This window comes from Microbulbifer sp. MLAF003 (assembly GCF_030012965.1).
Lineage (GTDB): Bacteria > Pseudomonadota > Gammaproteobacteria > Pseudomonadales > Cellvibrionaceae > Microbulbifer > Microbulbifer variabilis.
The window spans coordinates 4,796,032-4,815,671 of the sequence record NZ_CP120232.1 but is presented as its reverse complement, the minus strand read 5'-3'; the positions used below and the strand labels follow the sequence as shown (position 1 = coordinate 4,815,671).

Annotated in this window: 21 protein-coding genes and 2 pseudogenes; 15 read left to right on the top strand and 8 right to left on the bottom strand. The window is 51.1% G+C overall.

All coding sequences use genetic code 11. The features are described from left to right. Nucleotides 1-11: 11 nt before the first annotated feature. The 3 genes from rsmB to def all read right to left on the bottom strand — a co-directional run bounded on the left by rsmB (nt 12) and on the right by def (nt 2,845). On the bottom strand, nt 12-1,319 hold the full coding sequence (gene rsmB, locus P3339_RS22965) for a 16S rRNA (cytosine(967)-C(5))-methyltransferase RsmB (RefSeq protein WP_282952025.1): 1,308 nt from the start codon (nt 1,317-1,319) through the stop codon (nt 12-14). Further along, a complete protein-coding gene (gene fmt, locus P3339_RS22960; RefSeq protein ID WP_282952024.1) occupies nt 1,316-2,275 on the bottom strand; it encodes a methionyl-tRNA formyltransferase in 960 nt (319 codons plus the stop codon). The genes rsmB and fmt overlap by 4 nt, the downstream gene beginning before the upstream one ends. A 63-nt stretch (nt 2,276-2,338) precedes the next feature. Continuing rightward, entirely contained in the window at nt 2,339-2,845 is a 507-nt protein-coding gene (def, locus tag P3339_RS22955) for a peptide deformylase (RefSeq protein WP_020413854.1), read from the bottom strand. Nucleotides 2,846-3,027: 182 nt separating this feature from the next. On the opposite strand from def, the gene P3339_RS22950 reads away from it, so the two are divergent. From P3339_RS22950 to P3339_RS22905, 10 genes are all read left to right on the top strand, one after another. After that, nucleotides 3,028-4,098, top strand: a complete 1,071-nt coding sequence (locus P3339_RS22950; RefSeq protein ID WP_020413853.1) for a LysM peptidoglycan-binding domain-containing protein — start codon at nt 3,028-3,030, stop codon at nt 4,096-4,098. 70 nt (nt 4,099-4,168) lie between these two features. Further along, the gene (dprA, locus tag P3339_RS22945; protein WP_282952023.1) at nt 4,169-5,098 is read left to right on the top strand and encodes a DNA-processing protein DprA; all 930 of its coding nucleotides are present in this window, start codon (nt 4,169-4,171) and stop codon (nt 5,096-5,098) included. A 20-nt stretch (nt 5,099-5,118) separates the two neighbouring features. After that, the gene (locus P3339_RS22940; protein WP_282952022.1) at nt 5,119-5,310 is read left to right on the top strand and encodes a DprA-like winged helix domain-containing protein; all 192 of its coding nucleotides are present in this window, start codon (nt 5,119-5,121) and stop codon (nt 5,308-5,310) included. A 250-nt stretch (nt 5,311-5,560) separates the two neighbouring features. Then, nucleotides 5,561-6,781, top strand: a complete 1,221-nt coding sequence (locus P3339_RS22935; protein WP_157533529.1) for a tetratricopeptide repeat protein — start codon at nt 5,561-5,563, stop codon at nt 6,779-6,781. Nucleotides 6,782-6,950: 169 nt separating this feature from the next. Beyond that, nucleotides 6,951-7,466: a 5-(carboxyamino)imidazole ribonucleotide mutase gene (purE, locus tag P3339_RS22930; RefSeq protein WP_020413850.1), complete on the top strand. Its 516-nt coding sequence runs from the start codon at nt 6,951-6,953 to the stop codon at nt 7,464-7,466. Nucleotides 7,467-7,475: 9 nt separating this feature from the next. Continuing rightward, on the top strand, nt 7,476-8,042 hold the full coding sequence (locus P3339_RS22925) for an L-threonylcarbamoyladenylate synthase (RefSeq protein ID WP_020413849.1): 567 nt from the start codon (nt 7,476-7,478) through the stop codon (nt 8,040-8,042). Nucleotides 8,043-8,070: 28 nt separating this feature from the next. Next, the gene (gene hemF / locus P3339_RS22920; RefSeq protein ID WP_282952021.1) at nt 8,071-8,976 is read left to right on the top strand and encodes an oxygen-dependent coproporphyrinogen oxidase; all 906 of its coding nucleotides are present in this window, start codon (nt 8,071-8,073) and stop codon (nt 8,974-8,976) included. Between the two features lie 30 nt (nt 8,977-9,006). Continuing rightward, a complete protein-coding gene (locus P3339_RS22915) occupies nt 9,007-9,456 on the top strand; it encodes a DUF6841 family protein (RefSeq protein ID WP_282952020.1) in 450 nt (149 codons plus the stop codon). Further along, nucleotides 9,453-10,283, top strand: a complete 831-nt coding sequence (gene aroE, locus P3339_RS22910; RefSeq protein ID WP_282952019.1) for a shikimate dehydrogenase — start codon at nt 9,453-9,455, stop codon at nt 10,281-10,283. The genes P3339_RS22915 and aroE overlap by 4 nt, the downstream gene beginning before the upstream one ends. 11 nt (nt 10,284-10,294) lie before the next feature. Continuing rightward, nucleotides 10,295-10,696, top strand: coding sequence for a hypothetical protein (locus P3339_RS22905; protein WP_020413845.1), 402 nt, complete (start codon nt 10,295-10,297; stop codon nt 10,694-10,696). Between the two features lie 33 nt (nt 10,697-10,729). On the opposite strand, the gene P3339_RS22900 is transcribed toward P3339_RS22905, so the two are convergent. The 4 genes from P3339_RS22900 to P3339_RS22885 all read right to left on the bottom strand — a co-directional run bounded on the left by P3339_RS22900 (nt 10,730) and on the right by P3339_RS22885 (nt 12,820). Beyond that, a complete protein-coding gene (locus P3339_RS22900; RefSeq protein ID WP_282952018.1) occupies nt 10,730-11,248 on the bottom strand; it encodes a hypothetical protein in 519 nt (172 codons plus the stop codon). An 87-nt stretch (nt 11,249-11,335) separates the two neighbouring features. Further along, nucleotides 11,336-11,872, bottom strand: coding sequence for a substrate-binding domain-containing protein (locus tag P3339_RS22895; RefSeq protein ID WP_282952017.1), 537 nt, complete (start codon nt 11,870-11,872; stop codon nt 11,336-11,338). After that, a complete protein-coding gene (locus tag P3339_RS22890; protein WP_282952016.1) occupies nt 11,869-12,240 on the bottom strand; it encodes a LysR family transcriptional regulator in 372 nt (123 codons plus the stop codon). The genes P3339_RS22895 and P3339_RS22890 overlap by 4 nt, the downstream gene beginning before the upstream one ends. A 25-nt stretch (nt 12,241-12,265) precedes the next feature. Beyond that, nucleotides 12,266-12,820: a gamma carbonic anhydrase family protein gene (locus P3339_RS22885; RefSeq protein ID WP_282952015.1), complete on the bottom strand. Its 555-nt coding sequence runs from the start codon at nt 12,818-12,820 to the stop codon at nt 12,266-12,268. Between the two features lie 65 nt (nt 12,821-12,885). On the opposite strand from P3339_RS22885, the pseudogene P3339_RS22880 reads away from it, so the two are divergent. The 4 genes and pseudogenes from P3339_RS22880 to P3339_RS22865 all read left to right on the top strand — a co-directional run bounded on the left by P3339_RS22880 (nt 12,886) and on the right by P3339_RS22865 (nt 16,073). Next, nucleotides 12,886-14,933: pseudogene (locus tag P3339_RS22880) on the top strand (M3 family metallopeptidase). A 35-nt stretch (nt 14,934-14,968) separates the two neighbouring features. Then, nucleotides 14,969-15,247 carry a YheV family putative zinc ribbon protein gene (locus P3339_RS22875; protein ID WP_020413840.1) on the top strand — a complete coding sequence of 93 codons (279 nt, stop codon included), beginning with the start codon at nt 14,969-14,971 and terminating at the stop codon, nt 15,245-15,247. Further along, a complete protein-coding gene (locus P3339_RS22870) occupies nt 15,244-15,552 on the top strand; it encodes a hypothetical protein (RefSeq protein ID WP_282952014.1) in 309 nt (102 codons plus the stop codon). Before P3339_RS22875 ends, P3339_RS22870 begins: the two co-directional genes overlap by 4 nt. Continuing rightward, entirely contained in the window at nt 15,549-16,073 is a 525-nt protein-coding gene (locus P3339_RS22865) for a hypothetical protein (RefSeq protein WP_282952013.1), read from the top strand. Before P3339_RS22870 ends, P3339_RS22865 begins: the two co-directional genes overlap by 4 nt. 153 nt (nt 16,074-16,226) lie before the next feature. Here P3339_RS22865 and P3339_RS22860 read toward each other — a convergent pair whose 3' ends face one another. Further along, nucleotides 16,227-17,615, bottom strand: a complete 1,389-nt coding sequence (locus P3339_RS22860; RefSeq protein WP_282952012.1) for an MATE family efflux transporter — start codon at nt 17,613-17,615, stop codon at nt 16,227-16,229. An 875-nt stretch (nt 17,616-18,490) separates the two neighbouring features. Here P3339_RS22860 and coxB point away from each other — a divergent pair. Continuing rightward, a pseudogene (coxB, locus tag P3339_RS22855) lies at nt 18,491-19,635 on the top strand (cytochrome c oxidase subunit II). Nucleotides 19,636-19,640 lie beyond the last annotated feature (5 nt).

Genomic DNA, 19,640 nt, shown 5'->3' with positions numbered 1-19,640 from the left:
CCGCGCCGCTGTTATTCGGCTTTGCTCAGCAGAGCGTAGTAGAAACCGTCGCCGCCACTGTTCTGGGGCAGAAGCTGTATCCCCACAGGCTGCTTTTCTCCCCAGGACTTGCCGTTTAGCAGTTCAGGAGTATTGTCGCTCGCATCTACAGTCTCCGCAATGAAAGCCGCGACAACTTCACTATTTTCCGTTGGTAGTACTGAGCAGGTAGCATAAACCAGGCTGCCACCGGGTTTCAGCAGACCCCAGCTGGAGCGTAATATCTCACCCTGCAGCCGAGCCAGTTCGGCAATATCTTCATCGCGTCGTAATAATTTGATATCTGGGTTGCGGCGGATCACACCAGTGGCGGAGCAGGGGGCGTCGAGCAGGATACGATCAAATTGCTGCCCATCCCACCAGGCCTCTGGTGCGCTCGCATCAGCACAGATTAACTGCGCACTCAGCCCACAGCGGTCGAGGTTCTCCCGCACACGATCAAGGCGATTTTCCTCGATATCCAGTGCACTTAGCTCAATAGTGGGCTGTTGTTCCAGCAGGTGGCAACTTTTGCCGCCCGGTGCCGCACAGGCGTCAAGCACCTTCTCGCCAGGTAGAGGATTGAGCAGTAGCGCCGCCAATTGAGCAGATTCATCCTGCACGCTAACCAGCCCTTCTGTGAAGCCCGGCAAAGCGCCCACCGATACCGGCTCAACCAGGGTGATACCAACTGGTGATACCGGGCAGGGTTCTGCGGATAGGCCGGTTTCAGCAAGCTCCTGCAAATAATCCGCACGGGAAATTTTGCACGTATTTACCCTCAGGGTCATAGGAGGGTTGGCGTTGTTGGCACGGAAAATTCCTGATGCCCGATCTGGCCAAGCGGCTTTGATACGTTGTTGTAGCCATGCAGGGTGTATGGAGCTGAATTGGGGGTTGCCGGATAGTTTGCGCTGTAGTTGTTCGCTGTTGCGTAGTGCATTGCGCAATACGCCGTTAATCACCCCGGTAGCTCGATCCAAGCCCAGACTGCGCGCGGCGTTTACCGTAGCTGAAATAGCCGCATGATCGGGAATACGAGTGTATTCCAGTTGATATAGGCCCAACAGAATCAAAGCGCTGACCAGGGTGTCTCCGGGCTTCCTGCGCAGCAGCTTGGCCGCGATTAATTGCAGTCGCGGTGCGTAGCGGGCGCTGCCGTAACAGAGTTCGCGTAGGAGTGCGCGGTCGCGCTCCTCTACCTTGTCTTCGGCCTTTGGTAACAGGCGTGCCAGCGAACCCTGCTCTTCCAGTAGGGCGGCGATAATTCGAGCGGCTTCGGCGCGTACATCTCTACTCATCGTATTGTTTCACCCAGCAGCGTGCCTGGGGCGAACTGCTCTCGATAGCCTTTCAGGATTTCTGCTGCCGGTAGGGCCTTTTTGCCAGGCAGTTGCAGGAGTTGTAGGCGCAGGGCCTCGCGGCCACAGGCAACCAGGATACCTTCATCATCGCTGGCGAGGATAGTGCCGGGTGCCTGATCGTGACAGCCGCGCTCTAGTGCGGCACTGTAAATACGTAACCGCTGCTCGCCTTTTTTATCGAGGTAGGTAGTCCAGGAAACCGGGAAGGGGTTAAAGGCGCGGATCTGTCGTTGCAGCTCCTCTGCGGATCGCCGCCAATCTAGACGTGCCTCTTCCTTGGAAATTTTATTAGCGTAGTTGGCCTGGTTTTCATCCTGGATTTCTGGCTTGGCTGTGCCGGAAGCCATTTTTGTCAGGGCTTCAATCAGGGCAGGACCGCCGAGCTCTGCCAACTTGTCGTGCAGACTTCCGCCAGTCTCATCCTGTTCAATGGCACAACGGCGTTCCACTATAACCGGCCCTGTATCAAGGCCAGCCTCCATTTGCATAATGGCCACGCCACTCTTGAGGTCCCCAGCTTCTACCGCGCGCTGTATGGGCGCGGCACCGCGCCAACGTGGCAATAAAGAAGCGTGTACATTGACACAGCCCAAACGGGGAGTATCCAGAACCGCCTGGGGAAGAATCAGGCCATAGGCCACCACCACCATTATATCTGCGCGTAAAGATGCAAGTTCGGCCTGGGCATCTTTGTCGCGCAGGTTCAGTGGTTGGTACACTGGAATATCGTAGGAAAGGGCTAATTGCTTGACCGGGCTGGACAGCAGCTTCTTGCCCCGACCCGCCGGCCTGTCCGGTTGGGTGTATACGGCAATGACATTGTGCTCACTATCTAGTAGCGCTTGCAGATGCACGGCGGCAAAGTCCGGCGTGCCGGCAAAAATGATATTCACTGGCTGATTCTCAAATCGGAGGAAATAGCTGGCGCCGGATATGCCGGCGGCCAGCCTTCTTTATCAGGCGCGTCGGCGCTGGGATTTTTCCAGCTTGGAGCGAATGCGGTTGCGCTTGAGTGGGGAGATGTAATCCACGAACAGTTTGCCATCCAGATGGTCGACTTCATGCTGGATACATACTGCCAATAGTCCCTCTGCTTCAATGGCAAAGGGTTCACCATTGCGATCCAGGGCCTTGATCCGCACTTTACGCGGGCGCTCCACGGTCTCGTAGAAGCCTGGCACGGATAGACAACCCTCATCGTACTGGTGGATTTCCTCTTCCAGTACTTCGATTTCCGGGTTGATAAAGCCGAGTGGCTCGCTTCCATCCTCGGATATATCCACCACCACAATGCGCTCCTGCACATTGACCTGGATAGCGGCGAGGCCGATGCCGGGTGCGGCATACATGGTTTCAAACATGTCGTCCAGCAACTGGCGATGTGCATCGGTCACTTCAGCGACCGGTTTTGCGACCTCGCGTAGACGAGGATCGGGAAATTCCAGTATCTCGAGTTTAGCCATAACACCTGTGACAAACTTCTAGTATTCGTTGAACGTGCGCTGATAACATTATGATCGCGCTCAATATTTACCGAGTGGACCCCTGATTTTCGCTGGCGCTTTGCGCCCGGGTCCGGCTACTTTCCACCAGAGAGTAGCCCGGCGCTGAGAATTATAGCGATAAAGAGCATAGGAATGCTTCCATGAAAAAAATAATCCTGGCCGCTGTTTCGATGCTGGCGGTTGCCCTGGGCACTGAAGCCCAGGATCAGGTACGCCTGAACCCCAGTCATCCCGATGCTTATGTAGTGCAGAAGGGCGATACCCTGTGGGATATCTCCAGTGAGTTTCTGGTACAGCCATGGTATTGGCCCGAGATCTGGCAGGTGAATCCTCAAGTGGAAAACCCGCACTTAATTTACCCCGGCGACAGCTTGCGCCTGGTCTATGTGGATGGACAGCCTCAGTTACAGCTCCAGCGCGGTCCACGGGCTTACCAGCTGTCACCAGGAGTGGATGGCAGTCGCCTGACGCCCCAGATCCGCCGTGAAGCGGTAGAAAATGCTATCCCTGCGATTCCTCTTGATGCAATAAATGCTTTTCTCTCGCGTACCCGTATCGTTGAACCCAACGCTTTTGAAGGTACGCCCTATGTGGTGTCCGGTTCCGATAACCATATCCTGATGGGCGCTGGAGATACCATTTATGCACGCGGTGACTTCGAGGCCCCCTTGGCCTCTTATGGTCTATACCGTCCCGGACCGGTTTATGCCGATCCTGTCAGTAATGAAACCCTTGGTCGCCAAGCGTTGGGTATCGGGGAAGTTGACCTGCTGCAGTTGGACCCGGATAGCCTGCCTGGATTCTCAGTAGCCACTTTGGGAGTGGCCAATACGGCTCGCGAGATTCGCCTGGAAGATCGCTTGATGCCGGTAGAGGAACGCTCAATCGAAGCATTATTTCATCCCAGTGCTCCAGCTCTTCCCATAGATGGATTGATTGTCGGAGTGGATGAAGGAGTTACCCAGATCGGTAAGTTCGATGTGGTTATCCTCAATCTGGGAGACCGCGATGGCATAGAGCCGGGTAATGTTATGGCTGTTTACAAGCGCGGCTCCGTTGTTCGCGATCGTATTGTCGGTGACAGTGTGAAATTGCCTGATGAACGCGCTGGTGAGATGATGGTATTTCGCACCTTTGAAAAGATGAGTCTCGCCCTGGTGCTTGAGGCAGAGCGCCCCCTGGCTGTGATGGATCTGGTGCGCAACCCTTAACGTAGCCCTATTCTCTGCGGCGGATCTTGCTGTTTGGACCGCCGCTCAACCAAAAAACAGAGTAAACGGCATGGATGCGTTAACCGCAAGCATGGCCCTACTACGCCTAGAGGGCATAGGCCCCGCCCGATATTGGCAATTGCTCGAGCACTTCGGTTGCCCGCTTCAAGCCTTGCAGCAACTCCCCAATACCCTGTTATCTAAACTCCCAGCACGAGCCCGATCCCAGTGGTATGAGTTCACCCGATTGCAGGCCCAGAGTGCCCTAATCAGTTGGGTTGAAGAAGAGCGTGCTCGCTGCGTAGAGAATGGGATTCATTTAATGTGTTATGGGGATACTGATTATCCAGTTCTATTAAGTGAAACTTCCCGACCACCTCCGGTACTTTATCTTCGCGGCAGGACAGAAAACCTTTGCTTGCCACAGATTGCTATTGTGGGTGCCCGCCGCGCTACCAGCGCCGGCTTGGATAATGCTCGCGCGTTTGCCGCAGAGCTCGCCACTGCCGGTTTCGCAATCACCTCTGGACTTGCCCTGGGGGTAGATGCGGCGGCGCATCTCGGAGCCCTGTATGGAAGGGGGGCAACTATTGCAGTGTTGGGAAGCGGTGTGGACCGAATCTACCCTCGTCATAACCAGAGGCTGGCAGGGGATATTCTCGAAAGGGGCGGAACGATTCTCAGTGAGCTGCCTTTGGGTAGTAGTGCCGAGGCCAAAAACTTCCCTCGCCGCAACCGTATTATTAGTGGGCTTTCTATGGGGGTGTTATTAGTTGAAGCTGCGTTGCGTTCCGGCTCCCTAATTACGGCGCGCTTGGCACTGGAGCAAAACCGAGAAGTGTTTGCCATTCCTGGCTCGATTCACAATCCGATGGCTCAAGGCTGCCACCACCTGATCAGGCAGGGCGCGACTTTGGTTGAGACCAGTGGCGACATCGCCTCCCAGTTGGGGGGCTACTGTCAGAGCCTGTTTCAGCGGAAAAAAACCGTGAAGTATTAGAGGGGCGCCAACAGGTTATTGTGGATGCCCTCGCTGGCGGCCCCCGCAGTATTGAGCAACTGGCTATGGATAGTGGGGAAGGTTCGGGGGAGTTGATGGGGTTGTTGTTACAGTTGGAACTGGAGGGGCTTTTAGAAGAATTACCCAGTGGTTATCAGCTAACTGCCCGCGGTTCTGCTTGCTGTAGGTTGGCTGAGAAAGATCTAACTTAAAATGAAGTTGCTTGCCGATGCAGTGTAGCCATTTATTCAACAGGTAAAGTGCGAAATTGAACACTTGCAATGAATACGTTGGGTGGGTGCTGGACTGTACAAATAGTCATGGTCTTTTCTGCCGCAGGTTGGTCCAGCTGTGGTGAGTAAATGTAATTAATCTGATATTAACAATAAATTATCCTGACTTTTATGATAAAAATGTATTTCATGTTTTATGTATTTTGAAAATACGTAGAAGGACAAAACTATGAAAATACAATTTATAAGAATAATTATCCTTCTAATAATGATGCTGGGCTTGGCTGCATGTGCAGTGCAGCCCTCGATCACCGATTCTTTGCCACCACAAAACTTCACAAAAGAAAATTTACTCTCAGGTGCTGTTCTTTTGGGGCACCCGGTATCAGATACCGATCTTCCCGATATAGATATTTTGGCAGTGAATGATGAGATGCGGTTGCTTTTGGGGTCGGTCGATGGTGTAACCGATAGTGATCGCCTTAATACCCTGGTTGGAAGTTTACAAGGTAACAATTTCTCAATTTATTATGATGCTGATGCCACCCTAGAAGCTTCTAAAGTATTTGAAGAGCAGCGGGGTAACTGTATGGCGTTTAGTGCCTTTATGGTTGCTATGGCTCGAGAACTGGATATAGACATAAAATTTAATGAGGTGTTTATACCAGAAACTCGGTATTTTGAAGGTCAGCATACTTTTGTTTACCAACACATCAATGTCATTGCCGATGTTGGAAATGAGCACCGTGTCTTGGATTTCAATTTTGTTGATTACACTCCAGCCTATCGCCAAAAAACACTTGGAGATGATGAAGCATTTGCCAGATTTTATAGTAATCTGGCGATGGACTTTCTTTCTAAGCGAGATATAAATCGGGCATTTATTTACTTACGCAAAGCCTTATCCTTGTCTCCCGATGCGTCAGACCTTTGGAATAATTTGGGTGCAATCTATCGCTCTGCGGGGTATTCAGACCAAGCTGTCGATGCCTACGGGGTATCTCTTGGACTGGATAATACTAATTTGATTGCCCTGAGTAATTTGGAGAGAGCACTCAGAAACCGCAGTGATTTTGATTTGGCGAATATTCTCTCTGAGCGGCTACAGGGGTATCGAGAACAAAATCCCTACTACTGGTATGGCATGGCCTTGGCTGCCTATAAACAAGAGCACTTTGAATTGGCACTCAAGCGGGCCAAGGACGCGATCTCTCTGGAAAGAGCTGATCACCGTTTTCATTTTCTCCTGGGGATGGCCCGCTTCAAGGTTGGTGATGGTGGCTACCGGAAGAGTTTCAGGCAAGCGTTGACCCTTTCGGTAACTGATGGGGATCAAGAACGTTACAGGAAAAAACTGGATACTCTCGGAATAAGAGATATAAAGCCAGTATCTTCGATTGGAAGGGTCAGACATCCAGAAACCACACGCCCATGGTGGTGGAACCCGTGAGTCAGGCGTGGCTCTAACCAGGTAAAACTGGAAGAGACTCATCTCGGCAAAACAAGGATGTTCAAATATTAACCAGAAGGAGTTGTTGGTAGCGGCAACACCTTGTGCCCAACTGCACAATCGGCTAGATTGCCGCGCTTCCCCCGCTTCGACAGTAAAGAGAGTTGAAATGAGCAAGCCTTTTGTAGCAATCCTGATGGGTTCCGACTCCGATCTGCCAGTCATGGAAGCCGCCTTTGGTGTGTTGGAAAAGTTCGATATTCCTTTTGAGGTAAAAGTCACTTCCGCCCACCGCACCCCGGAAGCCACACATAATTACGTTACCGATGCCGACAAGCGCGGCTGTGCAGCCTTTATCTGTGCCGCGGGTATGGCTGCGCACTTGGCTGGTGCAGTGTCTGCCACCACCCTGAAGCCGGTGATAGGTGTGCCGATTAACGCTTCCCTGGATGGCCTGGATGCCCTGTTATCCACCGTACAAATGCCTGGTGGCATCCCGGTGGCAACTGTGGCGATTGGCAAGGCTGGTGCCAAGAACGCAGCCTATCTGGCTGCACAGATTATCGGTTCTTCTGATGCTGAAATGCACCAGAAGCTGGTAGATGAACGTCGTGCCAATGCCGAAGCGATTATTGCCAAGGATGAGCAGCTGCAAAAAGACCTGCAGCAGCGCAAAACCAAGTAATTCGTCGCTATGTTGTATTCACCGCTCGCTGTAAAGCAGGCCGCCCGAGCCCTGGCGGCGGGCGGTGTTATTGCCCACCCTACCGAATCTGTGTGGGGGCTCGCCTGTGACCCAAATAATTTACAGGCGGTTCGGCGTTTGTTGCAATTGAAGAACCGTCCACTGGAGAAGGGCCTGATCCTGGTTTCCGGAGAGGAGGCGAGTTTTAGCGAATTACTCGACCCCCTCAGTGATGAGCAGCGCCAGCAATTGCATGCAACCTGGCCTGGTCCGGTTACCTGGTTGGTTCCCCATTTGGGCCGCATCCCCTACTGGGTCTGTGGCGCCCATCCGTCAGTGGCCTTGCGTTGCACTGACCACTCATTCACCGCAGCGTTAACACGCGCTTTTGGCGGTGCTATTGTATCCACTTCTGCCAACCCGGCGGGATGTCAGCCCGCTCGCTATAAGTACCAGGTATTGCGATATTTCGGCGATGCGCTCGACTTTGTCGGTGGAGGCTCCACCGGCGGCCGCAATTCACCAAGTGAAATCCGCGATCTGCTCAGCGGAAAATTGATGCGCGCGGGTGGTTGATTTCTGATAAGCAAAAGCAGTGTTCCCCATGAATGATATAGATACCAAGGAAGTAAAAGCCTACCTGCTGAATCTGCAGGATCGCATCTGCGATGCCCTGGGCGCCGAGGATGGGCGGAAATTTCATGAGGATGCCTGGGAGAGACCTGGCGGTGGCGGCGGGAGAACCCGAGTGCTGGAAGAGGGCAACCTGATAGAGAAGGGCGGTGTGAATTTTTCCCACGTCTACGGCGATGGCCTGCCGCCCTCTGCTACAGCGAGCCGTCCTGAACTGGCCGGTTGTTCATTTGAGGCCATGGGTGTCTCCCTAGTAATTCACCCTCGTAACCCGTATGTGCCCACCAGCCATGCCAATGTACGTCTATTTGTCGCTAAAAAGCCCGGTGCCGAACCAATATGGTGGTTCGGAGGGGGATATGACCTTACCCCTTACTACGGTTTTGAAGAGGATGTTGTGCACTGGCACAGCACAGCCAGGCAGGCATGTGCCCCGTTTGGCGAGGATACCTACCCACGCTTCAAGCAATGGTGTGACAAGTATTTTTACCTGAAGCATCGCGATGAGGCTCGCGGAGTGGGTGGCCTGTTTTTTGACGATTTTAACGAGGGGGGATTCGACAATGCTTTTGCCTTTACCCGTGCCGTGGGCGACAGCTACTTGGATGCTTATCTGCCCATAGTGCAAAAGCGAAAAGACACTGATTTTGGCGAGCGCGAACGCGAATTTCAACTGTACCGTCGTGGCCGTTATGTGGAGTTCAATCTGGTGTTCGATCGCGGCACTTTGTTTGGTTTACAAAGCGGTGGGCGTACCGAGTCGATCCTGATGTCCCTGCCATCATTGGTCAGTTGGAAGTACGACTGGCACCCCGAGCCGGGCTCAGCAGAGGAAAAACTCTATACAGATTTTCTGCCACATCGGGACTGGCTATAGCCGGGGAATTTGTCACAACGGAGGTATGCCGTGCATCAATCGCGACTGGAAGGCATCAATTCACTGTTTCTTGACTACCGACGCCACTTTGAAACAGGGGATGCTGAGCAGATTGCCGACTTTTACCGTTTTCCCCTACATTACTACCATGAGGACGGCAGTAAATCGGCAATTGATCGCGAGGCTTTTGTAAAGCAAGTAAGCAAGCTACTAAACGCCTATCGTCGTTTAGAGGTTTGTCAGATCCTTGGCACAGTAACAGAGGTTATCGAGTTGAATGAATTCAGTAGCCTGGCCAGTGTGCGCTGGACATTGCTACACCCCAAGGGAGAAGAAAAAGCAGTTGAGCTTTACAGCTCCCAAACCCGCTATTTGCTCACCGAGACAGAATCGGGGCTTAAGATAGACGGTCTGATTATTGTCGATGAAAGCGCCAAAATTCGCGAAGCGGTAAGGGCGCGCAAGAGGTCACTTTCATGAGTGATCGCTATGGAGTTGTGGGCAATCCTATTGCCCATTCCCTCTCCCCAGAAATTCACATCGCTTTTGCCAAGCAAACCGGCCAGGATCTTACCTATAGCAAATTGCTTGCACCTCTGGATGGATTCGCCCATAGCGTGCGTACTTTCTTTGCGGAGGGTGGCCGTGGTTTGAATGTTACAGTGCCATTTAAACTGAAGGCATGCGAGTTAGCGGACGAACTCACCGAGCGCGCTGCCGCTGCCGGAGCAGTGAATACTCTGATACTTCGACGAGATGGGCGGCTACTGGGTGACAATACCGACGGTGCCGGCTTGGTGGCCGATATCCGTGACAACCTGGGATGGTCAATTCGTGACAAGCGAGTTCTGCTGCTGGGCGCTGGCGGTGCTGCGCGCGGAGCCCTTTTACCACTGCTGGCAGAGCAGCCGGCTCATTTGCATGTGGCTAATCGCACCGCAGACCGGGCTGAACAATTGGCAGATGAATTCTCCCATTATGGCGCCCTCAGCGGAGGTGGTTTGCAGGGGTTGTGTGGTAGTTTTGACCTGGTGATCAATGCCAGCTCCGCCAGCCTGGACAATGAGCTGCCGCCATTGCCGGATCACCTGTTCGCTCAGGGGGGCAAAGCCTACGACATGGTGTATGCCACCGGAGCCACTCCTTTTGTGCATTGGGCTCATGGTTTGGGTATCGAGGCTGCAGATGGGTTAGGTATGTTGGTGGGGCAGGCAGCGGAATCATTTTTCTTATGGCGTGGTGTACGCCCACTGGTGACCCCCGTGATGGCCAGGCTGCGCCGGGAATTGAATAACAACAATAATTAGAGGAACTGGCTGTGCGTGAGTTGGTACGCAAATTATCCGTGTGTTTTGCTGTTGGTTGTTTTGGCGGGCTTTGTTATGCGCTTGGCCTTTGGGCTATGGGGCAATACGGTTTTACTCAGTGGCTGGGAGTGGATCTGGCTCCTCGGCTAAGCAACGCCTATTTATACCAGCGTATTGTTTGGGGTGGCCTTTGTGGGCTGTTGTTCCTGTTACCCTGGCGAAATACCTGGCTTTTGCGTGGCGCACTGCTCTCATTGGTGCCAGCTGGCTTAATGTTGCTCTACCTGCTGCCCCAGCGCGGTTACGACTACGGCGCCTTTATGCTGGGGCAACTGACTCCGTTAGTTATAATCCTGGCTTGTGCCATTGGCGGTATAGCTGCTTCCGGCTTACTGCGACTCCAGGGCAAGTAAAAAAATTGCCGGCAGACATGGCCGGCAATGTATTCAGGCTTCGAATTCGATCTCGATAAGACTGCAACTTTGGGTGTGGCCCATGGCGCGTTTGATGGTTGGATAGACTGAAGCAGTTGCCACGCTCACGCCCAGTTCAATCCGCTGTTTCATATCGAGCTGGACACCGATGCGCTCATCCAGCACCGGATCGATATTCTTGTAACTCGCCAGTGCGGTGGAGAAGTCATAAATATCTTTTAGCGCTTCAGGCAGGTTGCTGCCGCCCTGGATACAGGCTTTGACCACTGCCGGATCTATTTCCGCTTCCAGCGCCATACGCACATTGAGCTGCAGGCAGGCACCGCAGTCGGCCACCTGCATGGCTGCCAGCTTACTGACCCAGAATATATCCAGTGGCAGGAATTCCCTATGCATGGATAGCGGTTGGAAATTGGCGAACTTTTCATAACCCTGCGGAGAGCTTCGCAAAAACTCCCTGAGGTAGTCCATGTCGTAGCGGTATCTACGGGAGAAAGTGTCCATTTCCTCTAGACGCTGCTGTTCATTCATATCGTAGGCTCCTGGTTGCCGATACTAGAAAGTTGGGCTCAATAGGCCCTGCAGCTAAGTTTTATTGTTATTTCCGTTAGGAAGAAATTAGCTTCTATCGGTAATTTCGATAGGTGGGCTGTAGTAGTTGCCGTATAGGCGCCTAGCCTCGCGTGCGAACCAAAGTCCAGCCTGGCCCTGGGCTGTTCTGGCCGACCAGAGCAGGTCGACATCCAGGCTCCAGGCACTGAGCGCGCTGGTTAAGTTTAGCTCTACTAATTTTCCGCTCTTTAGGAAGGGGCGTGCCAGCTCATATGGAGCGTTTACCCAGCCGACGCCTTTACAAGCTAGATCCAGAGCTTGCAGTAGGGAGTCACAGATCCAGATTTGAGCCGAGAGTTGCCAGCGGTGCTGGCTGGTCACTGATGCGGTGATAATCTGCCGGTACTGGGCAGCCTCACTGAGGCTGGCACTACTCTCTTGCGCCAGGGCGTGATCAGGGCTGGCGAGACAGAGCACAGGCTGTCGACCGAGGGTACTGAAATCCAATGCATCAGGGTAATTTTCCCGAGCATTTACAAAGGCGAAGTCTACGGTACCTTGGGCCACACTGCCCACAGCATGCTCGCCGTCGGCGCTGCTCAACTGTGGGGAAAATGCTTACTGAATGTCGCCAGCATGTCGTTGAGGCGGTCAGGCATAACCAGCTCTTCAAACTGGACTCGCAACAGTGGCTCCTCTCCGCATTGGTAGGAGTCCGCAGCCTGCTGGAAACGATGCAGCTGTCCCAGGGCCTGACGGGCCAGAGGCAGCAGGGCCTGGGCTGCTGCAGTGGGCTGGGGATACTTTCCACTGCGATCGAACAGAACTAGCCCCAGGTCGAGTTCCAGGTTTTGAATGGCGCTACTCACTGAAGACTGTGCGCGGCCCATTCCCCTGGCGACAGCAGAAAAGGATTTCTCTTCGCACGCGCGCACGAAAGTGTGCAGTTGATCGGTATTGAGGTTGAGCATGGGCACTCTTTAAATCAGTGAGTGTTTAGTACTGTTCCTGCAACAGGTACTGTTCTTTGAGGTTCACATAGTTCTCAGCAGAATAACGGAAGAAAGCCCTTTCTTTTTCGGATAGAGGGCGAGCTTTCTTGCAAGGGGCACCTACATAGAGGTAGCCACTTTCCAGGGTTTTGCCCGGTGGCACCAAGGCTCCTGCAGCTAGCACCACTTCATCCTCAATCGTTGCACCATCCAACACAATGGCACCGATACCGATGAGCACTCGATTGCCAATGGTGCAGCCGTGCAGGCAGGCCTTATGTCCGATAGTGACATCTTCGCCAATTGTCAGGGGCCAGCCGTCAGTATTGAAAGGGCCGGCATGAGTGATATGTAATACAGCCCCATCCTGTACACTGGTCCGCGCACCTATTTGAATACGGTGCATATCGCCGCGTACCACGGCCATTGGCCATACGGAGCAATCATCCCCGAGAGTGACATCGCCGATCACAGCCGACTGTGGATCGATATAAACACCATTACCGATTTGCGGGACTTTCTCGCCGGCAGAGTCGTTGTGGCTGCGCAGTGGGGACATAAAGAAGCTCCTGTACAATGAATCCTCTATCATAGCTGTATCCTATTTCGAGCACAGGGTCCTGTATGTCCAATCCATTACTGAATATCCCGCTACTTCCGGCATTTGACCAATTGCAGCCGACACAGGTCGAGCCGGCAATCTCCGAGCTGATCGCCCATTGTCAGCAACAGTTACAGCAGGGCTTGGATAATCCGGGCTGGGAAAATACGCTGGTACCCCTAGAGCAGGCCCAGGACGAACTGAACCGCGCCTTCTCTCCGGTGAGCCACCTAAACAGTGTATTGAGTGGTGAGTGGCGCTCGCCCTATGAAGCTGCACTAGCGCAAGTGACTGCTTATTGGACCGAACTGGGTCAAAATCGTGAGCTGTATGAGGTTTACCAAGAGCTGGCTGCCGCTCAGGGATTCGATAGTTGGCAACAAGCTCGTAAAAAGTCGGTGGAATTGGGCCTGCGGGATTTCGAGCTCAGTGGTGTTGGGTTACAGGGGGTGCCCGTGAACAATTCGCAGCCAACAGTCGCCGTTTGGCAGAGCTTTCCAGCCAGTTTGCCAATAACGTGCTGGATGCCACAAATGCCTGGACTTGGCACACTGAAGATGAAGCAGAGTTAGCGGGCTTGCCGCAGACTGCGTTAGCGGCTGCAAGCAGCGCCGCGCAGGGCAAAGGTAAAAACGGTTGGTTGGTTACACTGGAGGGTCCCTGCTATCTGGCAGTAATGACCCATGCGGATAATCGCGAATTACGTCGTCAGGTGCACTTGGCTTTTGTCAGTAGGGCTTCTGAAGTTGGTCCGAATGCTGGTGAATTTGATAATTCCGAGGTGATGGAATCCATTTTGGCTCTGCGTGCGGACCAGGCTCGACTATTGGGTTTGGACAGTTATTCTCAGCTATCCCTGGCCAGCAAAATGGCGCCAAATACTGAGCGTGTACTGGAATTTCTTAACGACTTGGCAAAGCGGGCAAGGCCGGCTGCTGAGCAGGAGATGAAGGAACTCAGTGAATTCGCCAAAATAGAATTCGAATTGGATGAATTACAACCCTGGGATATTGCCTGGGTAGCGGAGAAGCTTAAGCAAAAACGCTATGCCATCAGCCAGGAAGAACTACGCCCCTATTTCCCCTACGCAAAAGTCGTCGATGGATTGTTTGCGGTCGTTGAGAAGCTTTTTGGAATTACTGTCGAGGAGGATACCTCAGTTGCTACCTGGCATGACGATGTGCAATTTTTCTGGCTACTGAGGGGCGGTGAACGTATTGCCGGCTTCTACCTGGACGCGTTCGCCAGGGAGAAAAAGCGTGGCGGCGCCTGGATGGATACCGTGGCAACCCGTCGCCAGACTGAGCAAGGAATACAGTTGCCCATTGCATATCTCGTTTGTAATTTCAGTCCAGCTGCTGGTGATATGCCCTCTCTATTAACACATTACGAGGTGACCACGCTGTTCCATGAGTTTGGTCATGGTTTGCACCACATGCTCACGAAAATTGATGTGGCAGCTGTTTCCGGGATTAATGGTGTTGCCTGGGATGCTGTTGAGATGCCCAGCCAATTCCTGGAGAACTGGTGTTGGCAACCACAGGCGATAACCATGCTCTCTGCACATTTTGAAACCAGTGATCCTCTGCCGAAGGAACTGCTGGATAAGATGCTTGCGGCAAAGAACTTCCAGTCCGCCATGTTTACTGTGCGTCAGCTGGAATTTGCATTATTTGACTTCCGCTTGCATTGCTGTGAAGAGGAATTGTCCGCCGAGAAGATCCAGCATCTGCTTACTGAGGTACGCTCTGAAGTTGCCGTGGTGCCTGTGTCGGCACAAAATCGTTTCCAGCATGCATTTAGCCATATTTTTGCCGGCGGCTATGCGGCAGGGTATTACAGTTATAAGTGGGCGGAGGTGCTGTCTGCTGATGCTTTTTCCCTGTTTGAGGAGAAAGGCATTTTTGATGAAACCACTGGCAAGCGATTCTTGCATAGCATTCTAGAGCAGGGAGGTAGTCGTGATGCACTTGAACTGTTTACTGAGTTCCGTGGTCGAGAACCCCAGATTGATGCACTGTTGCGCCACTCTGGTATCGAGCAGCAAGAACTGAACATCAGCCCGGCTTGAGAAGCCTCCATATCATGAAAGATTGAGCAGTAGTCATGATCAGTACAGAAAAGCCTGATGGGAAAAAGAAATCGCAGAAAAAACGTTTCATTGCAGGTGCAGTCTGTCCGCGCTGCAGTGAAATGGATCGGATTGTAAATTACCAGGAGGAGGGTAAAAATTATCGGGAATGTGTTTCCTGTGGGTTTAAGGATGAAATCCGCTTGCAATCTGCGCCAACGGAATTGCTAACAAGAGTCAGTTCCACGCAAAGGAAAGAAGTACGTGAGGAACCTGTCAAACTTATTCAGCCGCCCCAAAAAAATAAAAAGTGAAAAAGATATATTTGTTATTGACCCTGTTGGTAGTCGTTTTTGTAGTAGGTTTGTACGGCCTTGATCGTTACCGTGAGATCAAGAGGCATCAGCAAGAGCAGACAGCTCACTTGCTGGCTAGCTGTGTTAACCAGGGAATTCTGAGCTTATTTCGCTTGCAGGCAAATGACTGGAAAAAACACCCGAATTTCTATCGTGAGCAGCAGCAAGTACTGAATGCAGATATTGAAGCATTGCCAAAAAAATTTTGGACGGAAAACCGTTTGAATCCTGGCGGTATGCTGTGGAGATCTGTGAGAAATTGACCAGGAATACCAATCTGCAACATATCACTATTTTTCGGCCTCTCGGCGAACTGGCTTCCGCAGAAATGTCAGATGCCAGAACTTTCAAGAGAAAGGAATCGCTGCGTAAGCGTAAAAAAATCATCGGAGGGCTTAAGGAATCCGCCCGTGCTGCAGACAGATATCTGAGAGATCTGCAGAGTGATATTAATATTAAGCTGCAGGCCTACCGGTTCTCAGATCAAGAGAAGGAGAACATCTGGAACCGAATTAATTCTGAAGTGCTCGATTATTATCAGAAGGGTAGTTTCTCCCTTAAAAGAGCAGAGATCTATCTTGAGCGGGTTTCTAGTTTCTATCGGCTGATGGCTGAAAATACCAGAGGGTATACTGTGCGAAATGGTAGCCTGTATTTTTACGACTCCAAACTCCGGTCAGAGGTAGAAGGACTGAATCGTGCGATGCTACAGGGGGAGGGTGAGTTTTTTGCCAACTATACCCAGATCGTTGCCCGGAAGCAGATACCGGTATCTGTCCACTAAAAAAATGGTGAGCGGGTTTTAATGCATTATTATGCCCGCTCAGTATTTACCATCCTGAAATTATAGTTTTTATAGTTTTCATTTCTCTGCATTGATTCGTTCACTCTGTCTGTACTAATTTCTTTTTGAGAATAACCGGAATGAATATTCCGCTTATTCTGAATAGTTTGTTGTATCGGTGTATTTATTTTGTTGGCATGCTCCTTTTTGTATCCAGGAGTCGGTTACAGTGTAGTATCGATAATAAACTATGAGCCCCACAGAACGTGCACTAATCCACAAAAATAAGCTGAACCATATGCCATGGTTGCCCCAACTCTGGGTTAACCACCAACTAGGGAAGAAAACTACAATAGTGGCAATAAACATTGTATCGCGCATTTTTCGACTTCTACCGGCACCAATAAAAACTCCATCGAGTTGATAGCTCCATACCGCTATTAGCGGTAAGGCACAAAGCCACCAGTACACGTGATTGGCCTGTTCTATAACAGTACCGATATCAGTAAACAGAGAGAGAATAACTGGCTGTGCCACAACCAGAAGTATGGTAAGGCCTATAGCGCTGCCGAGAGCCCAGATTCCAGCACTGTGAACGGTTGCCTGGAAGAGCTTGCTTGATTTTTTAGCAATGGACTCTCCTACCAGCGCCTCAGTGGCATGTGCAAAGCCATCAAGGGCATAAGAAGTAATCATCAAAAGCTGGAGCAGAATTGCGTTGGCAGCCAAAACAGAGTCGCCTTGAGACGCCCCCTGGGCCGTGAAAAAAGTCAGTGTCAAAAGTAAAAGACATGTTCTAATAAATAGGTCTGTATTAATGTGGAGTAATTCGATCCAGGGCTTTGGATTTGCCCAGGGAAGAAGCTGACGCTTACATAACAGGTTAACGATGTCAGACCAGATATCGCCATCTATCCGGCGAAGTAAATAAAAACCGAGTACAAAGGCAAATAGATCAGCGCTTACGGTAGCAACTGCGGCACCCTTTGCGCCAAGGCCAAGGCCGAGTATCAGTAGAAAATCCAGGCCAATATTAAGAATATTGGCGGCGAGTAATATATATAAAGGAGCGCGGCTATCCTGCCTGCCAATAAAAAATCCGAGTATGGCAAAGTTGGCTAGCGCGATAGGGGCGCTTATCAGGCGTATTTGTAAGTAAGATAATGCATGAGGGCCAGCTTCAACACTGGCATTCATCCAACCGACTATGTGGCTTAGTAAGGGAAAGGCAATTATTTGAAGTAAAACCCCGAGGCAGAGAGCCAGTAGCAGTGCGCGTAATAGCCAATCAACTCCTCCCTTATCACTTCGGGCTACTAGGCCGGTAGTGCCCATGCGAAGAAAACCGAAGGCCCAAAGTAGCATGGACATGACGCTCGCACCTACAGCCACTCCAGATAGATACTCTGGCGAGGGTAGGTGTCCCAGAATTGCGGTATCCACAGCCCCCAATAAAGGGACAGAGATATTGCTCAGAATCATGGGCCAAGCAAGGTTCCATACCCTTCGCAGTGGTTGTTTGTCGAGTTGTGAATGCTGCATAGGAAAAGCCACGGAAAATATATTTTTGCCGGCTAGGCATAAGTATCGGACTGAGGTGTACTAACTCAGTTGAAGTAAGTCGATTGCATAGTGCAGTTAACGGGCTTTCGGCATGATCTGTTAGAGCTTGAAATAATCACACGGCATAAATGAAGAGATTGGTACCAGTTTTACCTATGGTGCCAATGCCAACCCGTCGACTAGATGGCGGATTGATGATATCGCAGATTATCCTGGCGTAAAAATCTTTTGTTGCTAAGCTGTCGATTATGCCATATCTGCATGGTAAATCTTGGCCGAAAAAATATTGAAATATTTATCTTTGATTTAAACAGAGGTTGATTGGATTTTGCTTAATGAACCTCGGTTTATGGGACTTTAAAATAGTAGTCATATTTATCCAAAAAAATCGTCTTGTTACAAAGTATCTGTAAATAAGCTCATACTTAGTAAGAGCATCTCAAAATAGTGATGAAATTTATTTGTAATTCCCTAACAAGTTGGAGCACACGAGCATAATTTTTCGCTATAAGCGTCGATTGACTTTTCGGTAGCAATATGTTCCCGTTGTACCTGCAGTAGTTGCGACAAATAAGAAACACAGGTTGTTGGTTGTACCTTCCGGACGACGACATCTGAAGTAAAAAAATCTTTTACTAAGAATAACAAGTTGCACTGACGGCAGTAATGCGGAGTTATCTCTCCGCCCAGTGTATGTAGTCTTGTGTTACTACAGTATGTCCACAATTTTTGTGTGGAATTAACCCTGTATCGCCATATGGTACTGGGAGATTTCAGTTATCCGTGAAGGCCAGCGGCCAAAATAAAATTTCGGGTTTCCCTGTGAAGCCCGCAACCACGGAGATCTGTAGGCGATGTTGAGAGGCTTCGATCGGCTGTTCGCCTTGCTGGCTGCTTCGCTGACCACCCACTCTACAGTGGCGGAAGAGCAAGCTGTTGAGCGCTGGGGGGTCAATATGCCCAAAGGGGTAACGGAAGTTGCCCAAACCACCTATGAACTGCACATGCTCATTTTTTGGATTTGTGTGGCCATAGGTGTCCTGGTTTTTGGCGTCATGTTCTATAGCATGTGGCGGCATAGAAAGAGTAAAGGGCACCAGGCTGCACAATTCCATGAGAGCACCGCAGTCGAGTTGGTGTGGACAATTATTCCCACCGTTATCCTGATCCTGATGGCAATCCCTGCCACAAAAACGCTGTACGATATCTACGACACAGATAAGGCTGATCTGGATATCATGATTACCGGGTATCAGTGGAAGTGGAAGTACGAATACCTGGGCTCTGATGTTTCCTTCTTCTCTAACCTCTCCACGCCCCGGGCACAGATTAATAATCAACAGCCCAAAGGGCCCAACTACTTGCTGGAAGTGGATGAACCCTTAGTTGTTCCTATTAAGAAAAAAATTCGCTTCCTGATTACAGCCAATGATGTAATCCATGCCTGGTGGGTACCGGATCTCGCTGTTAAAAAAGATGCAATACCGGGTTTTATAAACGAATCCTGGACACGCATTGAGGAGCCTGGAATTTACCGCGGTCAGTGCGCAGAACTTTGTGGCAAAGACCACGGGTTCATGCCAATTGTTATCAAGGCGGTCCCAGAAGAAGAATATACTGCCTGGTTGGGTGGCCGGGCTGAATCCGCTGCGAAGATACGCAAATTGACTGAGAAAAATTTTACCTTTGATGAGCTTTTCGCCCAGGGGAAAAAGTTTACAACCGTGCTTGTGCTGCCTGCCATCAAGCAAATGGCAAAGGTGTACCCGGGGTTTTCCCGGCTATAGCTGGATCGAAAATAGCCACCGGGCCACTGGATACTCACCTGGATATCGTCATTGATGGCTCCCAGGTAAACCCTGCCATGCAGGCATTTGGAGAGCAATTGTCTGAAGTAGATCTCGCTGCGGTAATTACCTACCAACGCAATGCCTTCGGCAACGAAATGGGCGACACAGTTCAGCCTATTGATATCCTCAATTTCAAGAATAAGCAGTAAATGCC

Bases quoted from the DNA above. Each gene is read 5' to 3' on its own strand.
- rsmB (WP_282952025.1), bottom strand. From the start codon at position 1,319: ATGAGTAGAGATGTACGCGCCGAAGCCGCTCGAATTATCGCCGCCCTA.
- def (WP_020413854.1), bottom strand. From the start codon at position 2,845: ATGGCTAAACTCGAGATACTGGAATTTCCCGATCCTCGTCTACGCGAG.
- P3339_RS22950 (WP_020413853.1), top strand. From the start codon at position 3,028: ATGAAAAAAATAATCCTGGCCGCTGTTTCGATGCTGGCGGTTGCCCTG.
- dprA (WP_282952023.1), top strand. From the start codon at position 4,169: ATGGATGCGTTAACCGCAAGCATGGCCCTACTACGCCTAGAGGGCATA.
- P3339_RS22935 (WP_157533529.1), top strand. From the start codon at position 5,561: ATGAAAATACAATTTATAAGAATAATTATCCTTCTAATAATGATGCTG.
- purE (WP_020413850.1), top strand. From the start codon at position 6,951: ATGAGCAAGCCTTTTGTAGCAATCCTGATGGGTTCCGACTCCGATCTG.
- P3339_RS22925 (WP_020413849.1), top strand. From the start codon at position 7,476: ATGTTGTATTCACCGCTCGCTGTAAAGCAGGCCGCCCGAGCCCTGGCG.
- hemF (WP_282952021.1), top strand. From the start codon at position 8,071: ATGAATGATATAGATACCAAGGAAGTAAAAGCCTACCTGCTGAATCTG.
- aroE (WP_282952019.1), top strand. From the start codon at position 9,453: ATGAGTGATCGCTATGGAGTTGTGGGCAATCCTATTGCCCATTCCCTC.
- P3339_RS22900 (WP_282952018.1), bottom strand. From the start codon at position 11,248: ATGAATGAACAGCAGCGTCTAGAGGAAATGGACACTTTCTCCCGTAGA.
- P3339_RS22890 (WP_282952016.1), bottom strand. From the start codon at position 12,240: ATGCTCAACCTCAATACCGATCAACTGCACACTTTCGTGCGCGCGTGC.
- P3339_RS22885 (WP_282952015.1), bottom strand. From the start codon at position 12,820: ATGTCCCCACTGCGCAGCCACAACGACTCTGCCGGCGAGAAAGTCCCG.
- P3339_RS22875 (WP_020413840.1), top strand. From the start codon at position 14,969: ATGATCAGTACAGAAAAGCCTGATGGGAAAAAGAAATCGCAGAAAAAA.
- P3339_RS22860 (WP_282952012.1), bottom strand. From the start codon at position 17,615: ATGCAGCATTCACAACTCGACAAACAACCACTGCGAAGGGTATGGAAC.